An 18,532-nucleotide genomic window follows, 5' to 3' on the forward strand; every position below is an offset into this window, starting at 1 on the left:
GGTGTGCGCATCGACCGCCTGCTGTGGATGCTGCGCTTCGCACGCAGCCGCTCTTCTGCGCAGAAGTGGGTCGGTGAAGGGCATATCCGCCGCAACGGCGCGCGGGTAGAGCGGTGCAACCAGCCAGTGTGTGTCGGCGATGTGCTCACGCTCCCGTTGAAGAGCGGCGTGGTAGTGATCGAACTGCTGGCGTTGCCTGAACGGCGCGGCCCTCCGGCAGAAGCGCGCGCCCATTACCTCGAACTTGACGCGGGGGCAAAACCCGCCATAGCACGGCCCGAGCGGCCACCAACGGCCCATGAGGAAACAGAGGACCTGCCGAAATGACCTATGTCGTCACCGATGCCTGCATCAAGTGCAAGTACACCGACTGCGTCGAGGTCTGCCCGGTCGATTGTTTCTACGAAGGCGAGAACATGCTCGTCATCAACCCCAGCGAATGCATCGATTGCGGCGTTTGCGAACCGGAATGCCCGGCCGAAGCGATCCTGCCCGATACCGAGGACAACCTCGAGAAGTGGCTGGAGCTGAACACCAAGTATTCCGCCGAATGGCCGAACATCACCCAGTCCAAGGCTCCGCCGGCAGACGCCGACGAGCACAAGGACGAAGAAGGCAAGTTCGAGAAGTTCTTCTCCCCCGAACCGGGCGAAGGCGACTAGTTTCTTCCGGGTCGCTGCGACGACCCCTGACCCTACGGCAAGGCGCGATTCTCGCTTGGCGATGCGAATCTTCGCGTCGCTGGCAATTTTGTTGCGAATCTGTTATAATACGGACCAACCGAAGCCGAATGCGGTGCGGCGGCGTTTAGCCCCGTGCGTTTTCGGCGCAGAGAAAAGCCGTATCAGGCAGGGTTGCACAGGCTGGAACACCGGGCTCGCGCATTGCGGCACGGACAGCCGGGCAGACCGTGACTGCCGAGAGAAAAGGACTATCTTACATGGCTGGCAATGACCTCGCCTTCGATGTTGGCGACTATGTCGTATACCCCAAGCACGGCGTGGGCCGCGTGATCGAACTTCAGAACGAAGAGATCGCCGGTATGCAGCTGGAACTCTACGTCCTCCGCTTCGAAAAGGAACGCATGACGCTGCGCGTTCCCATGAACAAGGTCGAAGCGATCGGTATGCGCAAGCTTTCCAGCGACAAGACGCTGAAGGAAGCGATGGAAACGCTGAAGGGCAAGCCCAAAGTCAAGCGGACCATGTGGAGCCGTCGCGCACAGGAATACGAAGCGAAGATCAACTCCGGCGAAATCGTGCTGATTGCCGAAGTGACGCGCGACCTGTTCCGCCCCGACGATCAGCCCGAGCAGAGCTATTCCGAACGTCAGATTTTCGAAGCTGCGTCCAGCCGCCTGGCGCGCGAACTCGCCGCGATGGAAAAGACCGACGAGCCGACCGCGCTCGAAAAGATCCTCGACGTGCTGCGCACCCACGCGCCGCAATATTACAATACGGACGAAGAAGAAGCCTGAGCGCACTTCGCACGTAACGATATCAGAAGGGGTGGCCTGAACGGCCGCCCCTTTTTCGTTTCGAAGAGGACGATTCTGACCACCATCGACGAGCGCGTGATGGCGCTCGACGAACCTCGCTTGCGGACAGCGTGGCGCTGTATTACATCTCCAACACACACGGAGGAGATCATCATGCAGCCGTTCCGCTTCATTCCCGCGCTGGCCAAGGCCTTGCTTCCCGTCGCCGGTCTCGCCGCTGCAGGCGCGCTGGCAGGTTGTAACAGCAATATCTCGATCAACGATGACGAGGGCGTTCCGCTGTCCGAACTCGATTTCGCCAGCGCAACACCTAGCGGCATAGTGCTCGCATCGTCCGACAGGGTGGAAGTCAGCAGAGGCGACCAATTGACGGTCGTGGTCGAAGGCTCTGAAATCGCGACAGACAGGATGCGCTTCACGCTCGACCAGGACACGCTCGGCATCATTCGCGTGAAGGGCAAGTGGAACGATAGCGAAAAGAGCGTCGTTCGCGTGACCATCCCGGCGCTGCGTGAAGTCGTGCTGGCAGGCAGCGGAACTCTGCGGTCCGAAGGGCTGCGCGGTGATTCCTCGGTCACGATCGCGGGATCGGGCTCCGTCGAAACGATGGGCGTCGATGCCGATGAACTCGATGTCACCATCGCTGGGTCAGGCGGTTACAAAGCTGCCGGGCGGGCGAAGAAGCTCGACCTGACCGTTGCCGGCAGCGGATCCGCTGACATGGCCGACCTCAAGGTCGACGGGGCAGAGGTCTCCGTCATGGGTTCCGGAGACGCCGGGTTCGCCAGCGACGGGACGGTCAAGGCGACGATCATGGGATCGGGCACCGTCCGCGTGACGGGCGATGCCACCTGCGAAGTATCCTCGATGGGTTCGGGCAAGCTGATCTGCAAGACGGTCGAGACGAAGGAAGACTAAGGCGCAACCTGCGGGCGGTTCATCGCCGGATCATTGCAAGCTGCTGAAAAGCGGGTCAGGAGGTATCCATGGCCCGCTTTTCCCTAGCCGCTCCGCTCGCCTGCGCGATGAGCTTCGCCCTGTCGGGCTGTCTCGTCAGCACGGCTGCCGATATCGTCACTGCCCCGGTGAAGGTCGCGGGCAAGGCTGTCGACCTCGCCACCACCAGCCAGTCCGAAGCCGATGAGAATCGCGGCCGCGAACTTCGTAAGCGCGAAGAAAAGCTCGGCAAGCTGGAACGCAAGTACTGGAAGCTCGACGAGGATTGCCGCGAAGGCGACCGTGATGCCTGCGAGCAACGCACAGAGGTCGGTCGCGAGATCGAGGCAGTGCGCCAGACGCTGCCGCTGCGCGAGCCGGAATAACCTCAGGCCGCAGCCCGGCGCAGGCGGTCGTTGATAGCCACACCGACGCCTTTCTCCGGAACCGGAGCGACCGCAATGCGCGGTTGCGGTGCGCGCGCAGCGCTGTGGAGACAGTCATAGAGCCGCGCGGCGGCTTCGCCGAGGTCGCCGTCCGGCGACAAGGTGCAATCGCCGGCAACTTCCCCGAAACCGATGAGATACTCACCGTCTTGCGCCGTGCGAGCGTCGAGCCGAACGGGCTTTCCCGGTGCGTAATGGCTGGCAAGCTGGCCGGGCGCCTCTATGCCTGCCCTCGCTTCCACAGGCTCCCCCAGCAACCTGACGAGATCCCCCATGGCGATGGGGCCGGGGCGAAGCAGGCTCCATCCATTGTCTCGAAGCGCGACGATGGTCGATTCCAACCCTTGGCGACACGCACCACCATCGATCACCGCATCGATCCGCCCGTCGAGCGAGGAGAGAACGTGCTCCGGCGTCGTCGGGCTGATGAACCCGCTGCGATTGGCGGAAGGCGCGGCGAGGGGGAAGTCGCAGCGTTCCAGCAGCGCCCGCATCAGCGGATGAGCCGGCGCGCGCAAGGCAATGGTGGGCAGGGCGGCACTGACAGCCGGTGCAAGTTGCGCGTCCTCTCGCCTCGGCAGAACCAGCGTCAGCGGCCCCGGCCAGAAAGTGTCCAAAAGTCGCGCGGCGCGACTTTCGACGTGGGCGTACCGCTCGGCCTGCTCCTGCCCTGCAACATGGACGATGAGCGGATTGAAGTCCGGTCGGCCCTTGGCAGCGTAGATCCCGGCCACGGCAGCGCTGTCATCTGCGCGGGCGGCAAGGCCGTACACTGTCTCCGTCGGGACTGCGACCAGGCCACCGCGACTCAGAATCGCCTCCGCACGCGCCAGTCCGCCTGCATCGCCTGCCAGCATTTCCGTAGCGCGCTTGTCCGCCATGGGGCGGGGGCTATATGCAGACCCTCGCAAAAGCCAAGGAAAAGCACATGACGCCCTACACCCCGCCCATCGACGACCAGCTGCTGGCCATCGGAGTGAACGCGGGGATGGAGGAGCTGGCCGGGCACGAACGCTTCGCTTCGGCCGACAGCGACATGGTAGCCGCCATCGTCGAGGGGATTGGCCAGTTCGCCGCCGGAGAATTCGCGCCGCTCAATCGCGCGGGCGACCTGGAAGGCGCCAAGCTGGAGAATGGCGTCGTCCGCCTGCCCGATGGCTTTGCCGAGGCTTATGCTCATTACGTCGAGCAGGGCTGGAACGCGATTTCCGGGCCGACCGAATATGGCGGGCAGGGGATGCCCTGGACCATGTCGTGTAACGTGCTCGAAAATCTGGGCGCGGCGAACATGGCGTTCACTTTGTTACCCATACTCTCCGTCGGATCGATCGAGGCGATAAATCACCACGGTTCGGCGGAGCAGAAGGCGCGCTACCTGCCCGATCTGGTGAGCGGCAAGTGGTCCGGAACCATGAACCTGACCGAGCCGCAGGCAGGCAGCGACGTCGGTGCCCTGCGCACCACCGCCACGCCGATCACGGAAGGCGCGCACGCGGGGAAGTGGTCGATCAAGGGTCAGAAGATTTACATCACCTGGGGCGAGCACCAGCTGGCGCAGAACATCATTCACCTCGTCCTCGCGCGCACTCCGGGGGCGCCCGAGGGCTCTCGCGGGATCTCGCTGTTCGTCGTGCCGAAGTATCACCTGAAGGACGACGGGACGCTGGGCGCGCATAACGACCTGCGTTGCGTCAGCCTCGAACACAAGCTTGGCATCAACGCCTCGCCCACCTGCGTGATGAGCTATGGCGACAATGACGAATGCGTGGGCGAACTGGTCGGGGCAGAGAACCGCGGTTTGGCGGCCATGTTCACGATGATGAACTCTGCGCGCGTCAACGTCGGCAACCAGGGCGTGCATATCGCGGAACGCGCGACCCAGCAGGCTATGGCCTATGCCCGCGACCGCGTGCAGTCGGCGCGCGCCGGTGCGGCGGATCGCACGCCGGTGGCGATCGTAGAACATCCCGACGTGCGCCGAATGCTGTTGCGGATGCGCGCGCTGACCGAAGCTGCCCGCGCCTTGCTCTACTACACCGCAGGTCTGGTCGATCGCGGACAACTCGGTGACGAGGCAGCGCAGCAGCGGGCGGAAATCTGCGTTCCGCTGATAAAGGCCTGGGGAACAGACATCGGCGTCGAAGTCGCCAGCCTCGGTGTGCAGGTGCACGGCGGCATGGGCTTCGTCGAGGAAACCGGCGCAGCACAGCACTATCGCGACGCGCGCATAGCGCCGATCTACGAAGGAACGAATGGCATTCAGGCCGCCGACCTCGTTACGCGCAAGCTCGGCTTCGAGCAGGGCGCCGCCTTCGCCCGGTTGATGGATGAAATCGCAGGGGAGGCAGCAGAATATCCGCAACTCGTCGAACTGGCGAACAGCTGCGCGGCGATCGGCGCATGGATGGTGACCGAAGCGAGCCTCGACGACAAGCTGGCGGGAAGCGTGCCCTTCTGCACCATGGTGGCCGTGGCGGTCGCTGGCTGGCAGCTAGTCCGACAGGCAAGGGCGGTCGACGCCGGCGCAGCTCCGGCGCTGGCGAAGACCAAACCGGTCACCACGCGTTACTTCTGCACGCACATCGTTCCTGAGGCGCTCGGCTTGGCCGAGGCGGCGAAAGGCGGCTCCGATCTCCTCTACGCCCTTTCGAGCGAAGAACTCGCGGGATGAGCGACAAAGCGAAGGCGCTGCGCGATATCGCAGAGGCGCTTCGCCGCCTTGCGCCGGAACAAGGCGCAGCGACCGACTGGACGGATGCGCCAGCCTACCGCTGGAACGGCGAGACCGGAGAACCGGTTGCGGCCATCGAGGCGCCGGAACTCGACCTTCTGGCCGGGATCGAGCAGGCCAAGTCCGCTGTTACGAGCAATGTCACCCGTCACGCGCAGGGCCATGCAGCCCACGACATGCTGCTGTGGGGTGCTCGGGGGATGGGCAAGTCGGCCCTCCTGCGTGCGGCGGTGAGAGACGCTCAGATGCGCCGTGTTGGAGATATTGCGCTGATCCAGCTGGCCAGCGACCATCTCGACAGTCTGCCCAGCCTGTTCGCGCAACTCGGGGAGGTGGAGCGCAGTTTCATCGTCTTCATCGACGATCTCGGCTTCGGTGCTGGCGAGGATGCTGCACCCCGGCGCCTTCGCAGCGTGCTGGACGGCGGGGTCGCGGCGCGGCCTGCCAACACGCGCATTGCCGTCACATCCAACCGGCGCGCCATCGTCGAGCGTCACATGGCGGAACAGGACGATCCCGTGAATCCCCGCGACGTTGTGGACGACCAGCTTGCGCTCGCCGACCGCTTCGGTCTCTCGCTGGGATTCCACAATTGCGACCAGCCGACCTATCTCGCAATCGTGGAAGGCTATGCAGCGCGCCACGGCCTCGCCTACGCACCTGAGGATGCGTTGCAATGGGCCAAGCGGCGCGGTGCGCGCTCAGGTCGCGTGGCCTGGCACTATATCGTCGAACTCGCAGGCCGGGCCGGAAAGGCGCTCTGACGCTTAGTCGGTGGCGTTGACTTCGCGCGCGTAGTCTTCCTCGAACGCCGCCGTAGGATCGCCGCGCAATTCGCGACGCGGCGGTAGCGATTGATAGCTTTCGCGCTCCATCCGCGGCGCAGCTTCGGCACCCGGCGCGATCACGCGCCAGATGATCCCGGCCGTATCGTCGCTCACCAGCAAGGCGCCATCATTGGCGAAGCTCACCCAGGTCGGGCGCCCTCGCGTGGTCCCGGCACCGGTCAGGAAGCCCGTCAGAATGGGCACGGGCGTCGAACCCTCTACCGGATTGCCGCGATTGTCGAACGGCACGAAGACCACGTCGTAGCCTGAGGCAGGCTTGCGGTTCCACGAACCGTGCCGCGCGATGAAAGCACCGCTGCCATATTGCGCGCCCATGCGATTGCCTTCCCGGGCGAAGGCCAGACCCAGCGCTGCGACGTGCGGCCCCAGCGCGTATTCGGGCTTGCGCGTGTATTCGACCAAATAGCGCGGCATCGGGCTTTCGCCGGGGTCCACCCGCATATCGACATTGTCGCCCCAGTAGACCCACGGCCAGCCGTATTGTGCGCCGATCGGCACGTTGGTGAGATAGTCGGGGACGAGGTCGGAACCGAGCATGTCGCGCTCGTTCACCGTCGTCCACAATTCGTCGGTCTGCGGGTTGAAGGCGAGGCCGTTGGGATTGCGCAGACCGGTGGCGAAAGGGCTCTGCCGCTTGGAGGCGAGATCGTATTCCCAGATCATCGCGCGCCCTTCTTCTAGCGCCAGTCCCTTCTCGGCGATGTTGGAGGCGGAACCGACCGCCACGTAAATCGCCTCACCAGACGGATCGATCGCGATGTTCCGCATCCAGTGATTGCCGCCCGGCGCAAGGTCCATCAGCTTGGTCGGTTCGCCTTCCAGCGTATCGGCGCCTTCTTCATACGCGAACGATACCAAGGCATCGTGTTCCGCGATGTACAGCGTTCCATCGCGCCAGGCGATGCCGCTGGGCGAATCGAGATCGTCGCGCAGCACGCGGTTCACTTCGGCACGGCCATCCCCATCGGCATCGCGCAGCAGCACCAGCTTGTTGGGGGACGGGTCGCCCGCGCCGGCCTTGGCGAAAAGCCATCCCATGATCATGTCGACGATACCGCCGTCGCCCTCGCTCGCCGGGCGGTTCGTCAGCGTCACCAGCACGTCGCCATTGGGCATTGTGTAGACGATGCGCGGGTGATCGAGACCTTCGGCAAAGCGCGTTACTTCGAGACCGTCAGCCGCCAGCGGCGCCTCACCGTCGGCCCAGCCCACCGGCTCGGCAATATTGACCGTCGGGATCGTCTCGCTGCGCGGCTGGGTCAGCGTGGGATCGGTGCCCGCCACCTCGTCCACTGCCAGTTCGGCCGTGTCGCCGCGGGTAATCCAGAAGACCACTCCGGCAATGATGACGATAAGGGCGAGGAATCCGATGAGGATCTTGCGACGTTTGCTCATGCCTCGCTTCCTATGCCTCGCGGCGCTGGCAGACAAGCGGCGGGTGAGCTAGAGGGCGGGCCATGTTCGATTTCCGCCCTGACGAGACCCTTCCCAAGCCCGAGCTGTACCGCCAGCTCACCGATGCCGCCGCTGCACTGACGGAAGGCGAGCCGGATGGAGTTGCCAACATGGCGAATGTCGCGGCGCTGCTGTGGCAATTCCTGCCCGATCTCAATTGGACGGGCTTCTACCGCATGGTCGACGGGGAACTGGTGCTCGGGCCGTTCGTGGGTAAACCCGCCTGCATTCGCATCCCCGTCGGGCAGGGCGTATGCGGCGCGGCAGCAAAGAGCGGTGCGACCCAACTTGTGCCGGACGTCCATGCCTTTCCCGGCCACATCGCGTGCGATGGCGACACGCAATCCGAACTCGTCGTGCCAATCATTCGCGATGGCGAGGTCATTGCAGTGATCGACTGCGACAGTCCGAGCCTCGCGCGGTTCGAGAGCGAAGATGCCGCAGGGATTGAGGCTCTCGCGTCCATCCTCGCTGCCCGTATCTGAGCGATCTATCGAGCATTGCCGGCTTCCCGTTTCGGGACGGGGCCGCGAGGCAGAGCTTTCCGCTCTGGCATTGCTGCCCAACTCATGGCTAATTCGGCGTTAACGGTAACTAACGCGAGCTAACCCATGACCCTTCCATCGCTTCGCCGCCCGACAGTATTGCTTGCGGGTGCGGCGCTTTTCACGACACCGATGGCAGCTGCGGCTCATCCCGATCATCCTGCGGAGCCAGCCTATGAAGGGCATGGCGATGGACCATACGACGGTGAATGGGTCGGTGTATGGCAGGATGGCGACCACTACGAAGGCGAGTGGCGCGGTACCTATCATGGTGACGCGGATGCGTACGGCAGTCGCGGGACTGAGCGTGACGCCTGGCTCGCCGAATGTCGCCGTCGCTACGATCAGAGTTTTGGCGGACGCCGTGACGGCAGGCGCGGGGTGGGCGGCGCACTTGTTGGCGGTGCGATCGGCGGAATCGCCGGAAACCGAATCGCCGGGCGTGGCAACCGCACGGTTGGGACAGTCGTCGGCGCGGCTGTCGGCGCCGCTGCAGGCGCAGCGGTGGCCTCCGAAAGTCAGCGCGACGGGTATTACGAGAGCGATGGCTACGACTATTGCGAATCCTACCTCGCGCAGCACGAGGCAAGCTATCGCGGAGGTTATGGCCATGGATACGGCTATGCGGCCCCGGTGATGATGGTGCCGATGCAGATGGGGCACCAGCACAACAGCGAGTGCCGGACCATCGTTACCACCGAGGAGATATGGGAGGACGTTCCGGTCGCCCAGCGCAGCATTTCGCCTCCGGCGAAACGAACTGTCTCCAAGTCGGTGAAGGCGCAACGCTACGTGAAGAGCGCGCCCGCAACGAAATACGTCAAAGGCAAGTAAGCTAGATCAGATCGCTCCGCCGGTGAGGCGCTGGCAAATCAGGTCCAACTGGTCGAGCGTGCGATAGCGGATTGTCAGCGCGCCGGAGCGCGGGTCCGCATCGGCGTTGATCCGCACCGCCATGCCGAGGAAATCCTCGAGGTGGCTCTGCACCGCGGCAATGTCGGCATCCTTGGTCGCATCGCGCGGACGGGGCGGGGTTGCGGGCGGAGCGTCGCCTTTCTTCGCGCGGCGGACGAGCTTTTCGACGTCGCGCACCGAAAGGTTCTTCGCCACCGCCTGTTCCGCCAGTTCCACCGCGTCCTCTTGCCCGATCAAGGCGCGGGCGTGGCCCATCGACAGCTTACCGGCCGCAACATGATCGAGCACCGCCTCGGGCAGTCCAAGCAGGCGCTGCATGTTCGCGACGTGGCTGCGCGACTTGTCGACCAGCTTTGCGATTTCCGCCTGGGTGAGTTCTTCGACCTCGGCCAGCGCCTGATAAGCACGAGCCTCTTCCACGGGATTCAGATCTTCGCGCTGAATGTTCTCGATCAGCGCGATTGCCATCACCTCGCGCGTGTCGAGATCACGAACAATGGCTGGAATTTCATGAAGTTGTGCTTTCTGAGCGGCGCGCCAACGCCGCTCACCCGCAACAATCTGATAGCGCCCGTCCGCCATCGGGCGGACAATGACGGGCTGGATGACGCCGCGCGCAGCAATTGACGCCGCGAGTTCCACCAGCGCATCTTCGTCGAAGTGCGTGCGCGGCTGATCGGGATTCGGAGAAATTTCGGCAATCGAAAGGCGGGAAACACTGTCACCGGTCGTCTTCTCACCGCCGGTGCCGGACTTCGCCAAAGTGACCGCGGGATCCAGCTCGGTTTCACGCCCATGGCTCCTTGCGAGCGGCTCTTCGCGCTGTGTTTCTCCGAGCAGTGCCCCGAGGCCGCGACCGAGCTTCCTGCGGGGGGGCGCCTTTTCGATCTTGGCCGCTTCGCTGGTTTTGGCTTCCTCGCTCATGCGGCGTTCCTTCGGGCGGTAATTTCGGGGGGGAGGCGCGTGATCAGCTCGCGCGCGAGCGCAATATAGGCGCGACTTCCGGCGCAATTGTGATCGTAGACCAGCGCCGGCATCCCGTGGCTCGGCGCTTCCGACAGGCGAACGTTGCGGGGGATGACGCTGTCGAAAACCAGCTGGCCCAGGCAATCGCGCACATCGTCGGCGACCTGGTCGGTCAGACGGTTCCGACGGTCGAACATGGTCAGCACGATGCCGATGATGCCGAGGTCGGGATTGAAACGCTGCTGCACCTGCTCGACCGTATTCAGCAACTGACTCAGCCCCTCGAGCGCGAAAAACTCGCACTGCAAAGGCACCAGCAACGTATCGGCAGCCGAGAGGGCGTTCAGCGTAAGCAGGCCAAGCGACGGCGGGCAATCGATCAGGCAAACATCATGACCCTCATGGTTCTCAAGGGCAAGACGCAGGCGCTGGCTGCGCTCCTCGACCGAAACAAGCTCGATTTCAGCGCCCGAGAGATCGACGGTCGCCGGAACGATGTCGAGCTGCGGGATGTCCGTCGGAACCTTGCAACTGTCGAGCGAGGCGTTGTCGACCAGCACGTCGTAGGTTGATCGTTCGCGGTCGTTTTTGTCGATACCGAAACCGGTCGAGGCATTCCCTTGCGGGTCGAGATCGACAAGCAAGGTCTTCCAGCCAGTTGCCGCCATCGCGGTGGCGAGATTGATGGCAGTTGTCGTTTTTCCGACTCCACCCTTCTGGTTCGCGACTGCAATGGTGATCATGTGCCCGTCCTAACGGTAAAGGTTACCGACAACGATTCCGGCATCCGGATCGGTTATCGACTGTTCCACGTGAAACATGGAGCGTAGCTTCTTCGGCAATTCTGCCACTTCCTGCTCCGCTTTGCGACCCTTGGGCAAAACCCAGATCGTATCCGGTGTGGAAAACGGGCGAGCCATAGCAATAATCTTAGGAAGAGCGGCCAACGCTCGTGCGGAGATGACGGTAGCAGGAAACGGAGCGACAGATTGCGCTTTTGCACAAATAACGTAAGTATTAGGCAATTCCAAAGCCGATGACGCTCTCTCCAGCCACTCGCAACGGAGCCTGCGGGGTTCGATCATGGTGACTGTGATATCCGGGCGTGCGATTGCAACCGCCAAGCCAGGGAAGCCAGCCCCGGACCCCAAATCGAGCCAAGTTTGCGATGTTTCACGTGAAACATGAGAAAGCAGTTGGAGACTATCGACGAAATGGCGCCGCCATAATGACGACAAGGTCGCAGCGGCGACCAAATTTTGGTCACGATTTTCGGCTTCTAGAAGGTCCCGCAATTGCTCAAATTTTTGTACGGCTGGCACACCGAAGTGTTCCTCGACCCAAGCAGCAGCACTTTGCTCGTCATCAATCATCATGCGGCTGCCAACCGACGGCGTGCATGGACGAGCAACGCAGCGAGCGCCGCCGGTGTGACGCCCGGCACGCGGCCAGCAGCGGCCAAGGTCTCTGGCCGAGCGCTGGTCAGACGTTCAATCATTTCGTTCGAGAGGCCTGGTACAGAAGCATAATCGAATTCGGACGCTAGCCGCAGCATTTCGCTGGCGCGAAGGTCGCGCAATTCGGCGTCCTGTCTCTGCAAGTGGGGTGCGTAGAAAGCGTCTTCCGCGATTTCAGCACCGATCGATGATGTGGCGTCGAGTTCCGGGGGAAGGAGTGCTCGCAGCTTTTCGATGGTGATCTGCTCGTAACGCAGCCAATCGAATAGGCGCGCCTTTGGTCCATCCTTAATTGCCAATCCCTCGGCTTGGAGTTCACCCGCACTGGCCTCGCGATCAAGCGCGTCCATCCAGCTCGTTCTCTCTGCGTCGCGCTCCTCGAACCAATCGGCCCGTTCCGCACCGACACAACCGGTGGCAATCGCGATTGGTGTAAGCCTGCTCGTTGCGTTGTTTGCGCGCAGACGAAGTCGGTATTCGGCCCGTGCTGTGAGCATTCGGTATGGCTCAGACACACCTTGTAACGTCAAATCGTCGACCATCACCGCCATGTAGCTGTTCGCCCGGTCGATTGCCGGTCCTTCGCTTCCAGTGACCGCTGCCGCCGCGGAAAGTCCAGCGAGGAGTCCTTGCGCCGCCGCCTCTTCGTAACCGGTCGTACCATTGATTTGGCCAGCGCAATACAGGCCGGGAATATCGCGGACCTGCAACGTGCGGTCGAGAGCGCGGGGATCGATATGGTCGTATTCTACGGCGTAGCCAGGAACGGCCATCGTAACACGCTCCAACCCCGGCATGGCCCGCAACATGTCGTGCTGCACATCCGTAGGAAGCGAAGTGCTGATTCCGTTCGGATAGACCAGCGGCGTATCAAGCCCCTCCGGTTCGAGGAAAACCTGATGCCCATCGCGATCCCCGAAGCGGTCGATCTTGTCCTCGATCGACGGACAATAACGCGGACCCGAGGCGTCAATCGCTCCCGTAAACAACGGCGAACGATGAAGATTGGCCCGTATCACATCATGGCTACGCTCTGTCGTGCGCGTAATTGCGCAAAAGAGCTGGGTGTTGCGGCGCTTCCCTGTGAGTGGCGACATTGTCCAGCTGTCGCTGTCGGACGCCTGTTCCTCCAGCGCGGCCCAGTTGATGCTTCGCCCATCAAGCCGTGGCGGCGTACCTGTCTTGAGCCGGCGGATGGGGAGGGCAGCGTCATCGCGTAACTGGAGAGCCAGGCGATGCGCGGCATTCTCTCCAATACGCCCGCCATCAAGTCGCTCCTCACCCCGAAACAACTTCCCGCCGAGGAACGTGCCCGTGCAAAGTACGACGCGCGGACCCATGATTCGCGTATCATCCGCGAGATCCAACCCGCTTACGCGACCGCCCGTTAAGACGAGAGCAGACGCCTCGCCTTCAGCGATCGAAAGGTTCGCAAACGCTGCCATCTGGCGCTGGATCGATGCTTTGAACAACTTGCGGTCAGCTTGCACGCGTGGACCCCAAACGGCACTGCCCTTCGACCGATTGAGCATTCTATAGTGGATAGCAGCATCGTCAGCAGCCCTTGCGATCAAACCATCGAAGGCATCAACCTCGCGAACGAGATGGCCTTTTCCGAGACCGCCGATTGCGGGGTTGCAGCTCATTGCGCCGATTGCCGAGCGGTCGAACGTCACCAGTGCAACTTTCACACCCATCCGCGCGGCTGCAGCCGCAGCTTCGCACCCGGCGTGGCCACCGCCGACGATAATGACGTCGAAATCCTGCATGGACCGCCGCTTATCCCGCGGCGCTGTTTGGTTCAAGGAGTTCGCGGTGTTTCACGTGAAACATGCGGCGCCTACTTGCCGATGCAGAAGCCACCGAAAAGGGTATCGAGCATGTCCTCCGTGCTCGCTCGGCCGACAACCCGGTCGAATGCGGACCGGGCCGAGCGAAGATATTCACCGGTGATGAGCAAGTCTGAGGACGACGCGGCCTCGTTCAAACAAATGCGGGCCTCTACGAGCAGACCCCGTTGTCGTGTGTTGACCGAACCACGCGATGCACCCGAAAATGACTGGCGAGCGAAATTGCGCAGGGCGTCGACCAACTCAGCAATACCCTCACCCGTTACGGACGATACGCGATACTCGGCCTGACTGTGCGAATCCCCAAGATCGATCTTCGAAGCGACCAGCCAGGCATTGTCAGGGCGTGCGGCGGGATCGCCCAGCCACAGCACGCAGTCGGCGTTCGCGATCGCGTCCCCTGAGCGGCGCACGCCTTCTCCTTCTATTTCGTCCGCCACATCGCCGCGCATCCCCGCGCTGTCTACGAAGGTGAAAGGCACACCTCCGATGGCGACCGAGCGCTCGATCAAATCTCGAGTCGTCCCGGGGGTCGGGGAGACGATAGCCGCATCATCCGCAAGTATTGCGTTGAAAAGTGAAGACTTTCCCACGTTTGGCGGACCCGCCAGGACGACGCGGAAGCCGTCGCGCAGACGTTCCGCCGCTGGGAGCGCTAGGACGGCATCAATGTCCGCGACGACGTCCTGCAGCGATTCTGTGAAGGCGGGTGGCAAGTCGCCAACGTCATCCTCGTCCGAAAAATCGAGCGCTGCTTCCACCAGCGCTGATAGGCGCAGCACATCCGAACGGCGCGCTTCGATCTGGCGGGAAAGCTGACCGCCGGAATTGGCCATAGCTGCTCGCCGCTGGAGTTCCGTTTCGGCGAACAGGAGATCGGACAGGCCCTCGGCTTCTGCGAGGTCCAGCCGCCCATTGGTGAAGGCACGACGGGTGAACTCGCCCTCCCGCGCCTGGCGTAACCCGTCGTGCCGAGCCAGTTCGGCCGTCACCGCTGCAATAACAGCGCGGCCCCCGTGGCAATGCAGCTCCGCGCAATCCTCCCCCGTGGGTGAGGCCGGGCCTGGAAATACCAGCACAAGCGCTTCGTCCAGAACCTCGCCATTGGCGGCACGCAGCGTCCGTAGACTGGCGCGCCGTGGTTCGATGGCAGCGCCTGCCAATGCCTGCGCCGCAGCGATCGCACGCGGACCGCTCAGGCGAACGATGCCGATAGCTGCCGGGGGCGCACCGCTGGACAGTGCGAATATCGTATCGGTCCCGTCCATCGGTCGCAAAGGCGACAGTCAGTCGTCCTTGTCGCCGCTCTTCTTGTCCGCCGAAGCCGCGCTGGCGGCCATGCTATTGGCGCCCGCTTCCATGAAACTCTTGAAAAGATTGAGGCCGACCTGACCCATCGGCGCGAGTTGCTTGGCATAATCCTGCAACTGATCGACGCTGGATACGCCCTTCATCGCCTTGGCGAACTGGTCGACATAGATCTCGTTCGCCTTCTGCACATCGGGCAGTCCCATGAAGCGGCGCGCTTCTTCGGGCGAGCAATCGATTTCGACATGGACCTTCATCGCGTTTTCTCCGTTACCGCTGTGACCCATGTGGGTTTGCCATCGCCTGCGGGCAAGCGCTATCGCAGGCGCAGCCCTTTTGACTACGGAGAATTATCACCCATGAGCGAGACCGTCACTGTCCCGACACTGTCCAACGAAGCCAGCTTCAGCGCTTATGTGGCGCGGCCCGCCGACACGCCCAAGGCGGCGATCGTGGTGATTCAGGAAATTTTCGGCGTGAATGCCGGCATCCGCCGCAAGTGCGACCGACTGGCGGAAGACGGCTATCTCGCAGTGGCACCTGACCTGTTTTGGCGGCTGGAGCCAGGCATCGAACTGGACCCGGATGTCGAACCGGAAATGCAACGCGGCCTGGAGCTGATGGGCGAGTTCGATCAGGACATGGGCATCAAGGACATCGAAGCGGCGATCAAGTTCATACGCTCCAGCGAAGGCGTCGAGAAAGTCGGCGCAGTCGGTTACTGTCTCGGTGGGCGGCTCGCCTACATGACGGCCGCGCGCACGGATGTCGATGCGACGGTCGGCTATTACGGGGTTGGCATCGACGGTCTGCTGGGCGAGAAGCACGCCATTGCGCACCCGCTGATGCTGCATATCCCGACAGAGGATGGCTTCGTGGACAAGGACACGCAGAAAGCCATGAACGAGGGGCTAGACGACCATCCCAAGGTCACTCTGCACGATTACGAGGGGCTCGATCATGGCTTCGCCACCGAATTCGGCAAGCGTCGTGACGAAGAGGCGGCAACCTTGGCGGACAGCCGCACAGCCGCATTCTTCGCCGAGCACCTGGGATGATCCACAACCGCGCGAAGTGGCGCGATTCGGCCGCGCTGGCTGTCCGTTTCGGCATCCCGCTGGCGCTGCTGGCGATAAGCGTGCTGTTCCTCGCCATATCATGGTTGCGGTGGGGGCTGATCGTCACTCTCCCGCTGCTGGCCATCGCGGTATGGGACTTCTTCCAGCGCAAGCATTCGCTGCGGCGGAATTATCCGCTGATCGCACGGATCCGCTGGTTGATGGAAGATCTGCGCCCGTTCGCGCGGGCCTATATCGTCGAGGGCGATCTGGAGGGGCGGCCATTCAATCACGACGAGCGCAGCCTGGTCTACGCGCGGGCCAAGGGCCAGCTCGATTCGCACCCCTTCGGCACGGAACTGGACGTCTATTCCGACGAATACGAGTGGCTCGCCCATTCGATCGCGCCGAAGGAGGACATACCACTCGAATGGCGGGTCGATGTAGGGACGAGCCAGTGCACCAGGCCCTATTCGGCTTCCCTGCTGAATATTTCCGCGATGAGTTTCGGCTCGCTCTCTGCCAATGCGATCATGGCGTTGAACAAGGGCGCCGCAGCCGGCAATTTCTACCATGACACGGGCGAGGGCGGCCTCTCGCGCTATCATAGGGCGCATGGCGGTGATCTCGTATGGGAAATCGGCAGCGGATATTTCAGCTGCCGTACGGAGGACGGCAAGTTCGATCCTGCCAAGTTCGCCGATCTTGCCACCATCGATCAGGTGAAGATGATCGAGATCAAGCTGAGCCAAGGTGCCAAGCCCGGTCATGGCGGCGTATTGCCCGGACCCAAGGTGACCCAGGAAATCGCCGAGACCCGCGGCGTACCGCCGGGGCGCGACGTGATCTCACCCCCTGCGCATTCGGCGTTCGGTACGCCGATCGGAATGCTCGAATGGGCGGCAAAGCTGCGCGATCTGTCGGGCGGCAAGCCCGTCGGGATCAAGTTGTGCGTCGGCAAACCGCACGAAGTCTTCGCCGTGATGAAAGCAATGCTGCAAACCGGCATCCGGCTCGACTACATCGTGGTCGACGGCGCCGAAGGCGGCACCGGGGCGGCACCGGTCGAGTTTTCCAACCGTGTGGGCATGCCGCTGCGCGAAGGGCTGATCCTCGTCCGCAACGCATTGGTCGGGACCGGCCTGAAGGACGAAATCAAGGTTGCCGCGGCCGGAAAGGTGCATTCGGGCGCGGGCATGGCGATGAACCTCGGTTTGGGCGCGGACTGGTGCAATGCCGGGCGCGCCTTCATGTTCGCGCTGGGCTGCGTGCAATCAATGCAGTGCCACACGGACCGCTGCCCGACGGGAATCGCGACGCAGGATGCCACGCGGCAGCGCGGGCTGGTGGTGCCGACCAAGGCGGAGCGCGTGACCCGGTTCCAGCGACATACGCTCCACGCCCTGCGCGAAATGGTGGTGGCGATGGGGCTCGATTCACCGTGGGAAATCGCGCCGTGCCATATCTCGGAACGCCAGAACTCCGCGCGTTCCGATACCATCGACAATATCTACGGTTTCCTGGAAAAGGGGCAGCTGCTGGATGACGCGGGCGCAACGCATTACGCGCGTGCCTGGGCAGCGGCGCAGGCCGAGAGTTTCAGGGAGGTTGCATGAGCGCGCACAAGGGGCTGGCGAACTGGCATCAGGCGGTCGAGAACGGCAACCAGCCGGGCGAACTGGCGGCGTTCATTCACGAAGACGCAGTCTTTCACTCGCCGGTCGTGCATAAGCCGCAACACGGGCGCGCCATCGTCACCGCCTATCTGAGTGCGGCGGGGCAGACCCTCGGCAACGACAGCTTTCGCTATGTTCGCGAACTGGTGGACGGGAACGAGGCGCTGCTCGAATTTGAAACCGAGATGGAGGGCGTGCACGTCAACGGGATCGACCTGATCCGGTTCGACGACGACGGCATGATCTGCGATTTCAAGGTTATGGTTCGCCCGCTGAAAGCAGTGAACAAGGTCTGGGAAATGATGGCCGCCCAGCTCGACCGCCAGCAGAAGAGCTAGCTCAGCGCCGTAAAGTTCAGCACCGTGCGCCGCACCTGCGGATCAAGGTTATCTGGCAGCATGGCGTCGATTTCCCTGCGTTTTTCGGACAGGTCGCCGGACATGCTGAGGTGCGGCATGTTCCAGTCCTGAAACAGCCGCTCCTCGATCGCGATGTCTTCTATCCGCACGATGCCGTGATGGCGCGTATCGCGCGTCAGACTGAGCATGAGCGACTGGAGCGAACCCTGCTCGCCTTCCAGCAGCTGCATGAAGTTGCGCCCGTTATAGAGCAGGAAGCCCGTGATCCCGCGCGGCGGATTGTTACGCTGCGCAGTTTCGACGATCCGCGCGATATCCTCCGGACCCACGCCCGCGGCAGCAGTGCTGATGTAGACGAAATGCCGCATCGCGGAATACTAACCTAGATTAAGTGTTTGTAACCCCAAGTCAGTTTATACTGCGCGGCGCCCACGTCGGTCAATGGTCTCGATGAATGCTGGACGGGCCAGAGCCTTGAAAGGTC

General features: G+C 62.8%; 21 protein-coding genes. 12 read left to right on the forward strand and 9 right to left on the reverse strand.

Features of this window, described 5'->3' with window-relative positions:
* The first annotated feature begins 3 nt into the window (after positions 1 to 3).
* The 5 genes from ACXYN8_RS12765 to ACXYN8_RS12785 all read left to right on the forward strand — a co-directional run bounded on the left by ACXYN8_RS12765 (position 4) and on the right by ACXYN8_RS12785 (position 2,820).
* On the forward strand, positions 4 to 327 hold the full coding sequence (locus tag ACXYN8_RS12765; protein WP_458889834.1) for an RNA-binding S4 domain-containing protein: 324 nt from the start codon (positions 4 to 6) through the stop codon (positions 325 to 327).
* On the forward strand, positions 324 to 662 hold the full coding sequence (gene fdxA, locus ACXYN8_RS12770) for a ferredoxin FdxA (RefSeq protein ID WP_458889835.1): 339 nt from the start codon (positions 324 to 326) through the stop codon (positions 660 to 662). The genes ACXYN8_RS12765 and fdxA overlap by 4 nt, the downstream gene beginning before the upstream one ends.
* A 278-nt stretch (positions 663 to 940) precedes the next feature.
* Complete coding sequence (locus ACXYN8_RS12775) at positions 941 to 1,477, forward strand: CarD family transcriptional regulator (RefSeq protein ID WP_458889836.1); 537 nt, start codon at positions 941 to 943, stop codon at positions 1,475 to 1,477.
* A 174-nt stretch (positions 1,478 to 1,651) separates the two neighbouring features.
* Positions 1,652 to 2,416 carry a head GIN domain-containing protein gene (locus ACXYN8_RS12780; protein WP_458889837.1) on the forward strand — a complete coding sequence of 255 codons (765 nt, stop codon included), beginning with the start codon at positions 1,652 to 1,654 and terminating at the stop codon, positions 2,414 to 2,416.
* Between the two features lie 68 nt (positions 2,417 to 2,484).
* On the forward strand, positions 2,485 to 2,820 hold the full coding sequence (locus tag ACXYN8_RS12785; protein WP_458889838.1) for a hypothetical protein: 336 nt from the start codon (positions 2,485 to 2,487) through the stop codon (positions 2,818 to 2,820).
* A 2-nt stretch (positions 2,821 to 2,822) separates the two neighbouring features.
* On the opposite strand, the gene ACXYN8_RS12790 is transcribed toward ACXYN8_RS12785, so the two are convergent.
* A complete protein-coding gene (locus ACXYN8_RS12790; RefSeq protein ID WP_458889839.1) occupies positions 2,823 to 3,761 on the reverse strand; it encodes an L-threonylcarbamoyladenylate synthase in 939 nt (312 codons plus the stop codon).
* Between the two features lie 14 nt (positions 3,762 to 3,775).
* On the opposite strand from ACXYN8_RS12790, the gene ACXYN8_RS12795 reads away from it, so the two are divergent.
* Positions 3,776 to 5,551 (forward strand): acyl-CoA dehydrogenase, encoded by a 1,776-nt coding sequence (locus ACXYN8_RS12795; RefSeq protein ID WP_458889840.1) that lies wholly within the window; start codon positions 3,776 to 3,778, stop codon positions 5,549 to 5,551.
* On the forward strand, positions 5,548 to 6,375 hold the full coding sequence (locus ACXYN8_RS12800; RefSeq protein ID WP_458889841.1) for an ATP-binding protein: 828 nt from the start codon (positions 5,548 to 5,550) through the stop codon (positions 6,373 to 6,375). Before ACXYN8_RS12795 ends, ACXYN8_RS12800 begins: the two co-directional genes overlap by 4 nt.
* 3 nt (positions 6,376 to 6,378) lie before the next feature.
* On the opposite strand, the gene ACXYN8_RS12805 is transcribed toward ACXYN8_RS12800, so the two are convergent.
* Positions 6,379 to 7,854 (reverse strand): PQQ-dependent sugar dehydrogenase, encoded by a 1,476-nt coding sequence (locus tag ACXYN8_RS12805; RefSeq protein WP_458889842.1) that lies wholly within the window; start codon positions 7,852 to 7,854, stop codon positions 6,379 to 6,381.
* Between the two features lie 62 nt (positions 7,855 to 7,916).
* On the opposite strand from ACXYN8_RS12805, the gene ACXYN8_RS12810 reads away from it, so the two are divergent.
* Positions 7,917 to 8,399, forward strand: a complete 483-nt coding sequence (locus ACXYN8_RS12810; RefSeq protein WP_458889843.1) for a GAF domain-containing protein — start codon at positions 7,917 to 7,919, stop codon at positions 8,397 to 8,399.
* Between the two features lie 126 nt (positions 8,400 to 8,525).
* Positions 8,526 to 9,293 carry a glycine zipper 2TM domain-containing protein gene (locus tag ACXYN8_RS12815; protein ID WP_458889844.1) on the forward strand — a complete coding sequence of 256 codons (768 nt, stop codon included), beginning with the start codon at positions 8,526 to 8,528 and terminating at the stop codon, positions 9,291 to 9,293.
* A 6-nt stretch (positions 9,294 to 9,299) separates the two neighbouring features.
* Here the strand turns inward: ACXYN8_RS12815 and ACXYN8_RS12820 are convergent, their stop codons facing one another.
* The 6 genes from ACXYN8_RS12820 to ACXYN8_RS12845 all read right to left on the reverse strand — a co-directional run bounded on the left by ACXYN8_RS12820 (position 9,300) and on the right by ACXYN8_RS12845 (position 15,212).
* Positions 9,300 to 10,298 carry a ParB/RepB/Spo0J family partition protein gene (locus ACXYN8_RS12820; RefSeq protein WP_458889845.1) on the reverse strand — a complete coding sequence of 333 codons (999 nt, stop codon included), beginning with the start codon at positions 10,296 to 10,298 and terminating at the stop codon, positions 9,300 to 9,302.
* On the reverse strand, positions 10,295 to 11,083 hold the full coding sequence (locus ACXYN8_RS12825) for a ParA family protein (RefSeq protein ID WP_458889846.1): 789 nt from the start codon (positions 11,081 to 11,083) through the stop codon (positions 10,295 to 10,297). Before ACXYN8_RS12825 ends, ACXYN8_RS12820 begins: the two co-directional genes overlap by 4 nt.
* A 9-nt stretch (positions 11,084 to 11,092) precedes the next feature.
* A complete protein-coding gene (gene rsmG / locus ACXYN8_RS12830) occupies positions 11,093 to 11,716 on the reverse strand; it encodes a 16S rRNA (guanine(527)-N(7))-methyltransferase RsmG (RefSeq protein WP_458889847.1) in 624 nt (207 codons plus the stop codon).
* Positions 11,713 to 13,566 (reverse strand): tRNA uridine-5-carboxymethylaminomethyl(34) synthesis enzyme MnmG, encoded by a 1,854-nt coding sequence (gene mnmG / locus ACXYN8_RS12835; RefSeq protein WP_458889848.1) that lies wholly within the window; start codon positions 13,564 to 13,566, stop codon positions 11,713 to 11,715. The genes rsmG and mnmG overlap by 4 nt, the downstream gene beginning before the upstream one ends.
* Positions 13,567 to 13,637: 71 nt before the next feature.
* Entirely contained in the window at positions 13,638 to 14,915 is a 1,278-nt protein-coding gene (mnmE, locus tag ACXYN8_RS12840; RefSeq protein ID WP_458889849.1) for a tRNA uridine-5-carboxymethylaminomethyl(34) synthesis GTPase MnmE, read from the reverse strand.
* Between the two features lie 18 nt (positions 14,916 to 14,933).
* Complete coding sequence (locus ACXYN8_RS12845) at positions 14,934 to 15,212, reverse strand: DUF6489 family protein (protein ID WP_458889939.1); 279 nt, start codon at positions 15,210 to 15,212, stop codon at positions 14,934 to 14,936.
* 102 nt (positions 15,213 to 15,314) lie between these two features.
* Between ACXYN8_RS12845 and ACXYN8_RS12850 the strand changes: the two genes are divergently transcribed.
* From ACXYN8_RS12850 to ACXYN8_RS12860, 3 genes are read left to right on the forward strand one after another with little or no spacing between them, the layout of a single operon-like run.
* Entirely contained in the window at positions 15,315 to 16,013 is a 699-nt protein-coding gene (locus ACXYN8_RS12850; RefSeq protein WP_458889850.1) for a dienelactone hydrolase family protein, read from the forward strand.
* A complete protein-coding gene (locus tag ACXYN8_RS12855) occupies positions 16,010 to 17,629 on the forward strand; it encodes an FMN-binding glutamate synthase family protein (protein WP_458889851.1) in 1,620 nt (539 codons plus the stop codon). Before ACXYN8_RS12850 ends, ACXYN8_RS12855 begins: the two co-directional genes overlap by 4 nt.
* The gene (locus ACXYN8_RS12860; protein WP_458889852.1) at positions 17,626 to 18,027 is read left to right on the forward strand and encodes a nuclear transport factor 2 family protein; all 402 of its coding nucleotides are present in this window, start codon (positions 17,626 to 17,628) and stop codon (positions 18,025 to 18,027) included. Before ACXYN8_RS12855 ends, ACXYN8_RS12860 begins: the two co-directional genes overlap by 4 nt.
* Here the strand turns inward: ACXYN8_RS12860 and ACXYN8_RS12865 are convergent.
* On the reverse strand, positions 18,024 to 18,416 hold the full coding sequence (locus ACXYN8_RS12865; RefSeq protein WP_458889853.1) for a BLUF domain-containing protein: 393 nt from the start codon (positions 18,414 to 18,416) through the stop codon (positions 18,024 to 18,026). The two genes, ACXYN8_RS12860 and ACXYN8_RS12865, sit on opposite strands and share 4 nt — an antisense overlap.
* Positions 18,417 to 18,532 lie beyond the last annotated feature (116 nt).

The sequence above is a fragment of the Altererythrobacter sp. CAU 1778 genome (genome assembly GCF_054482795.1).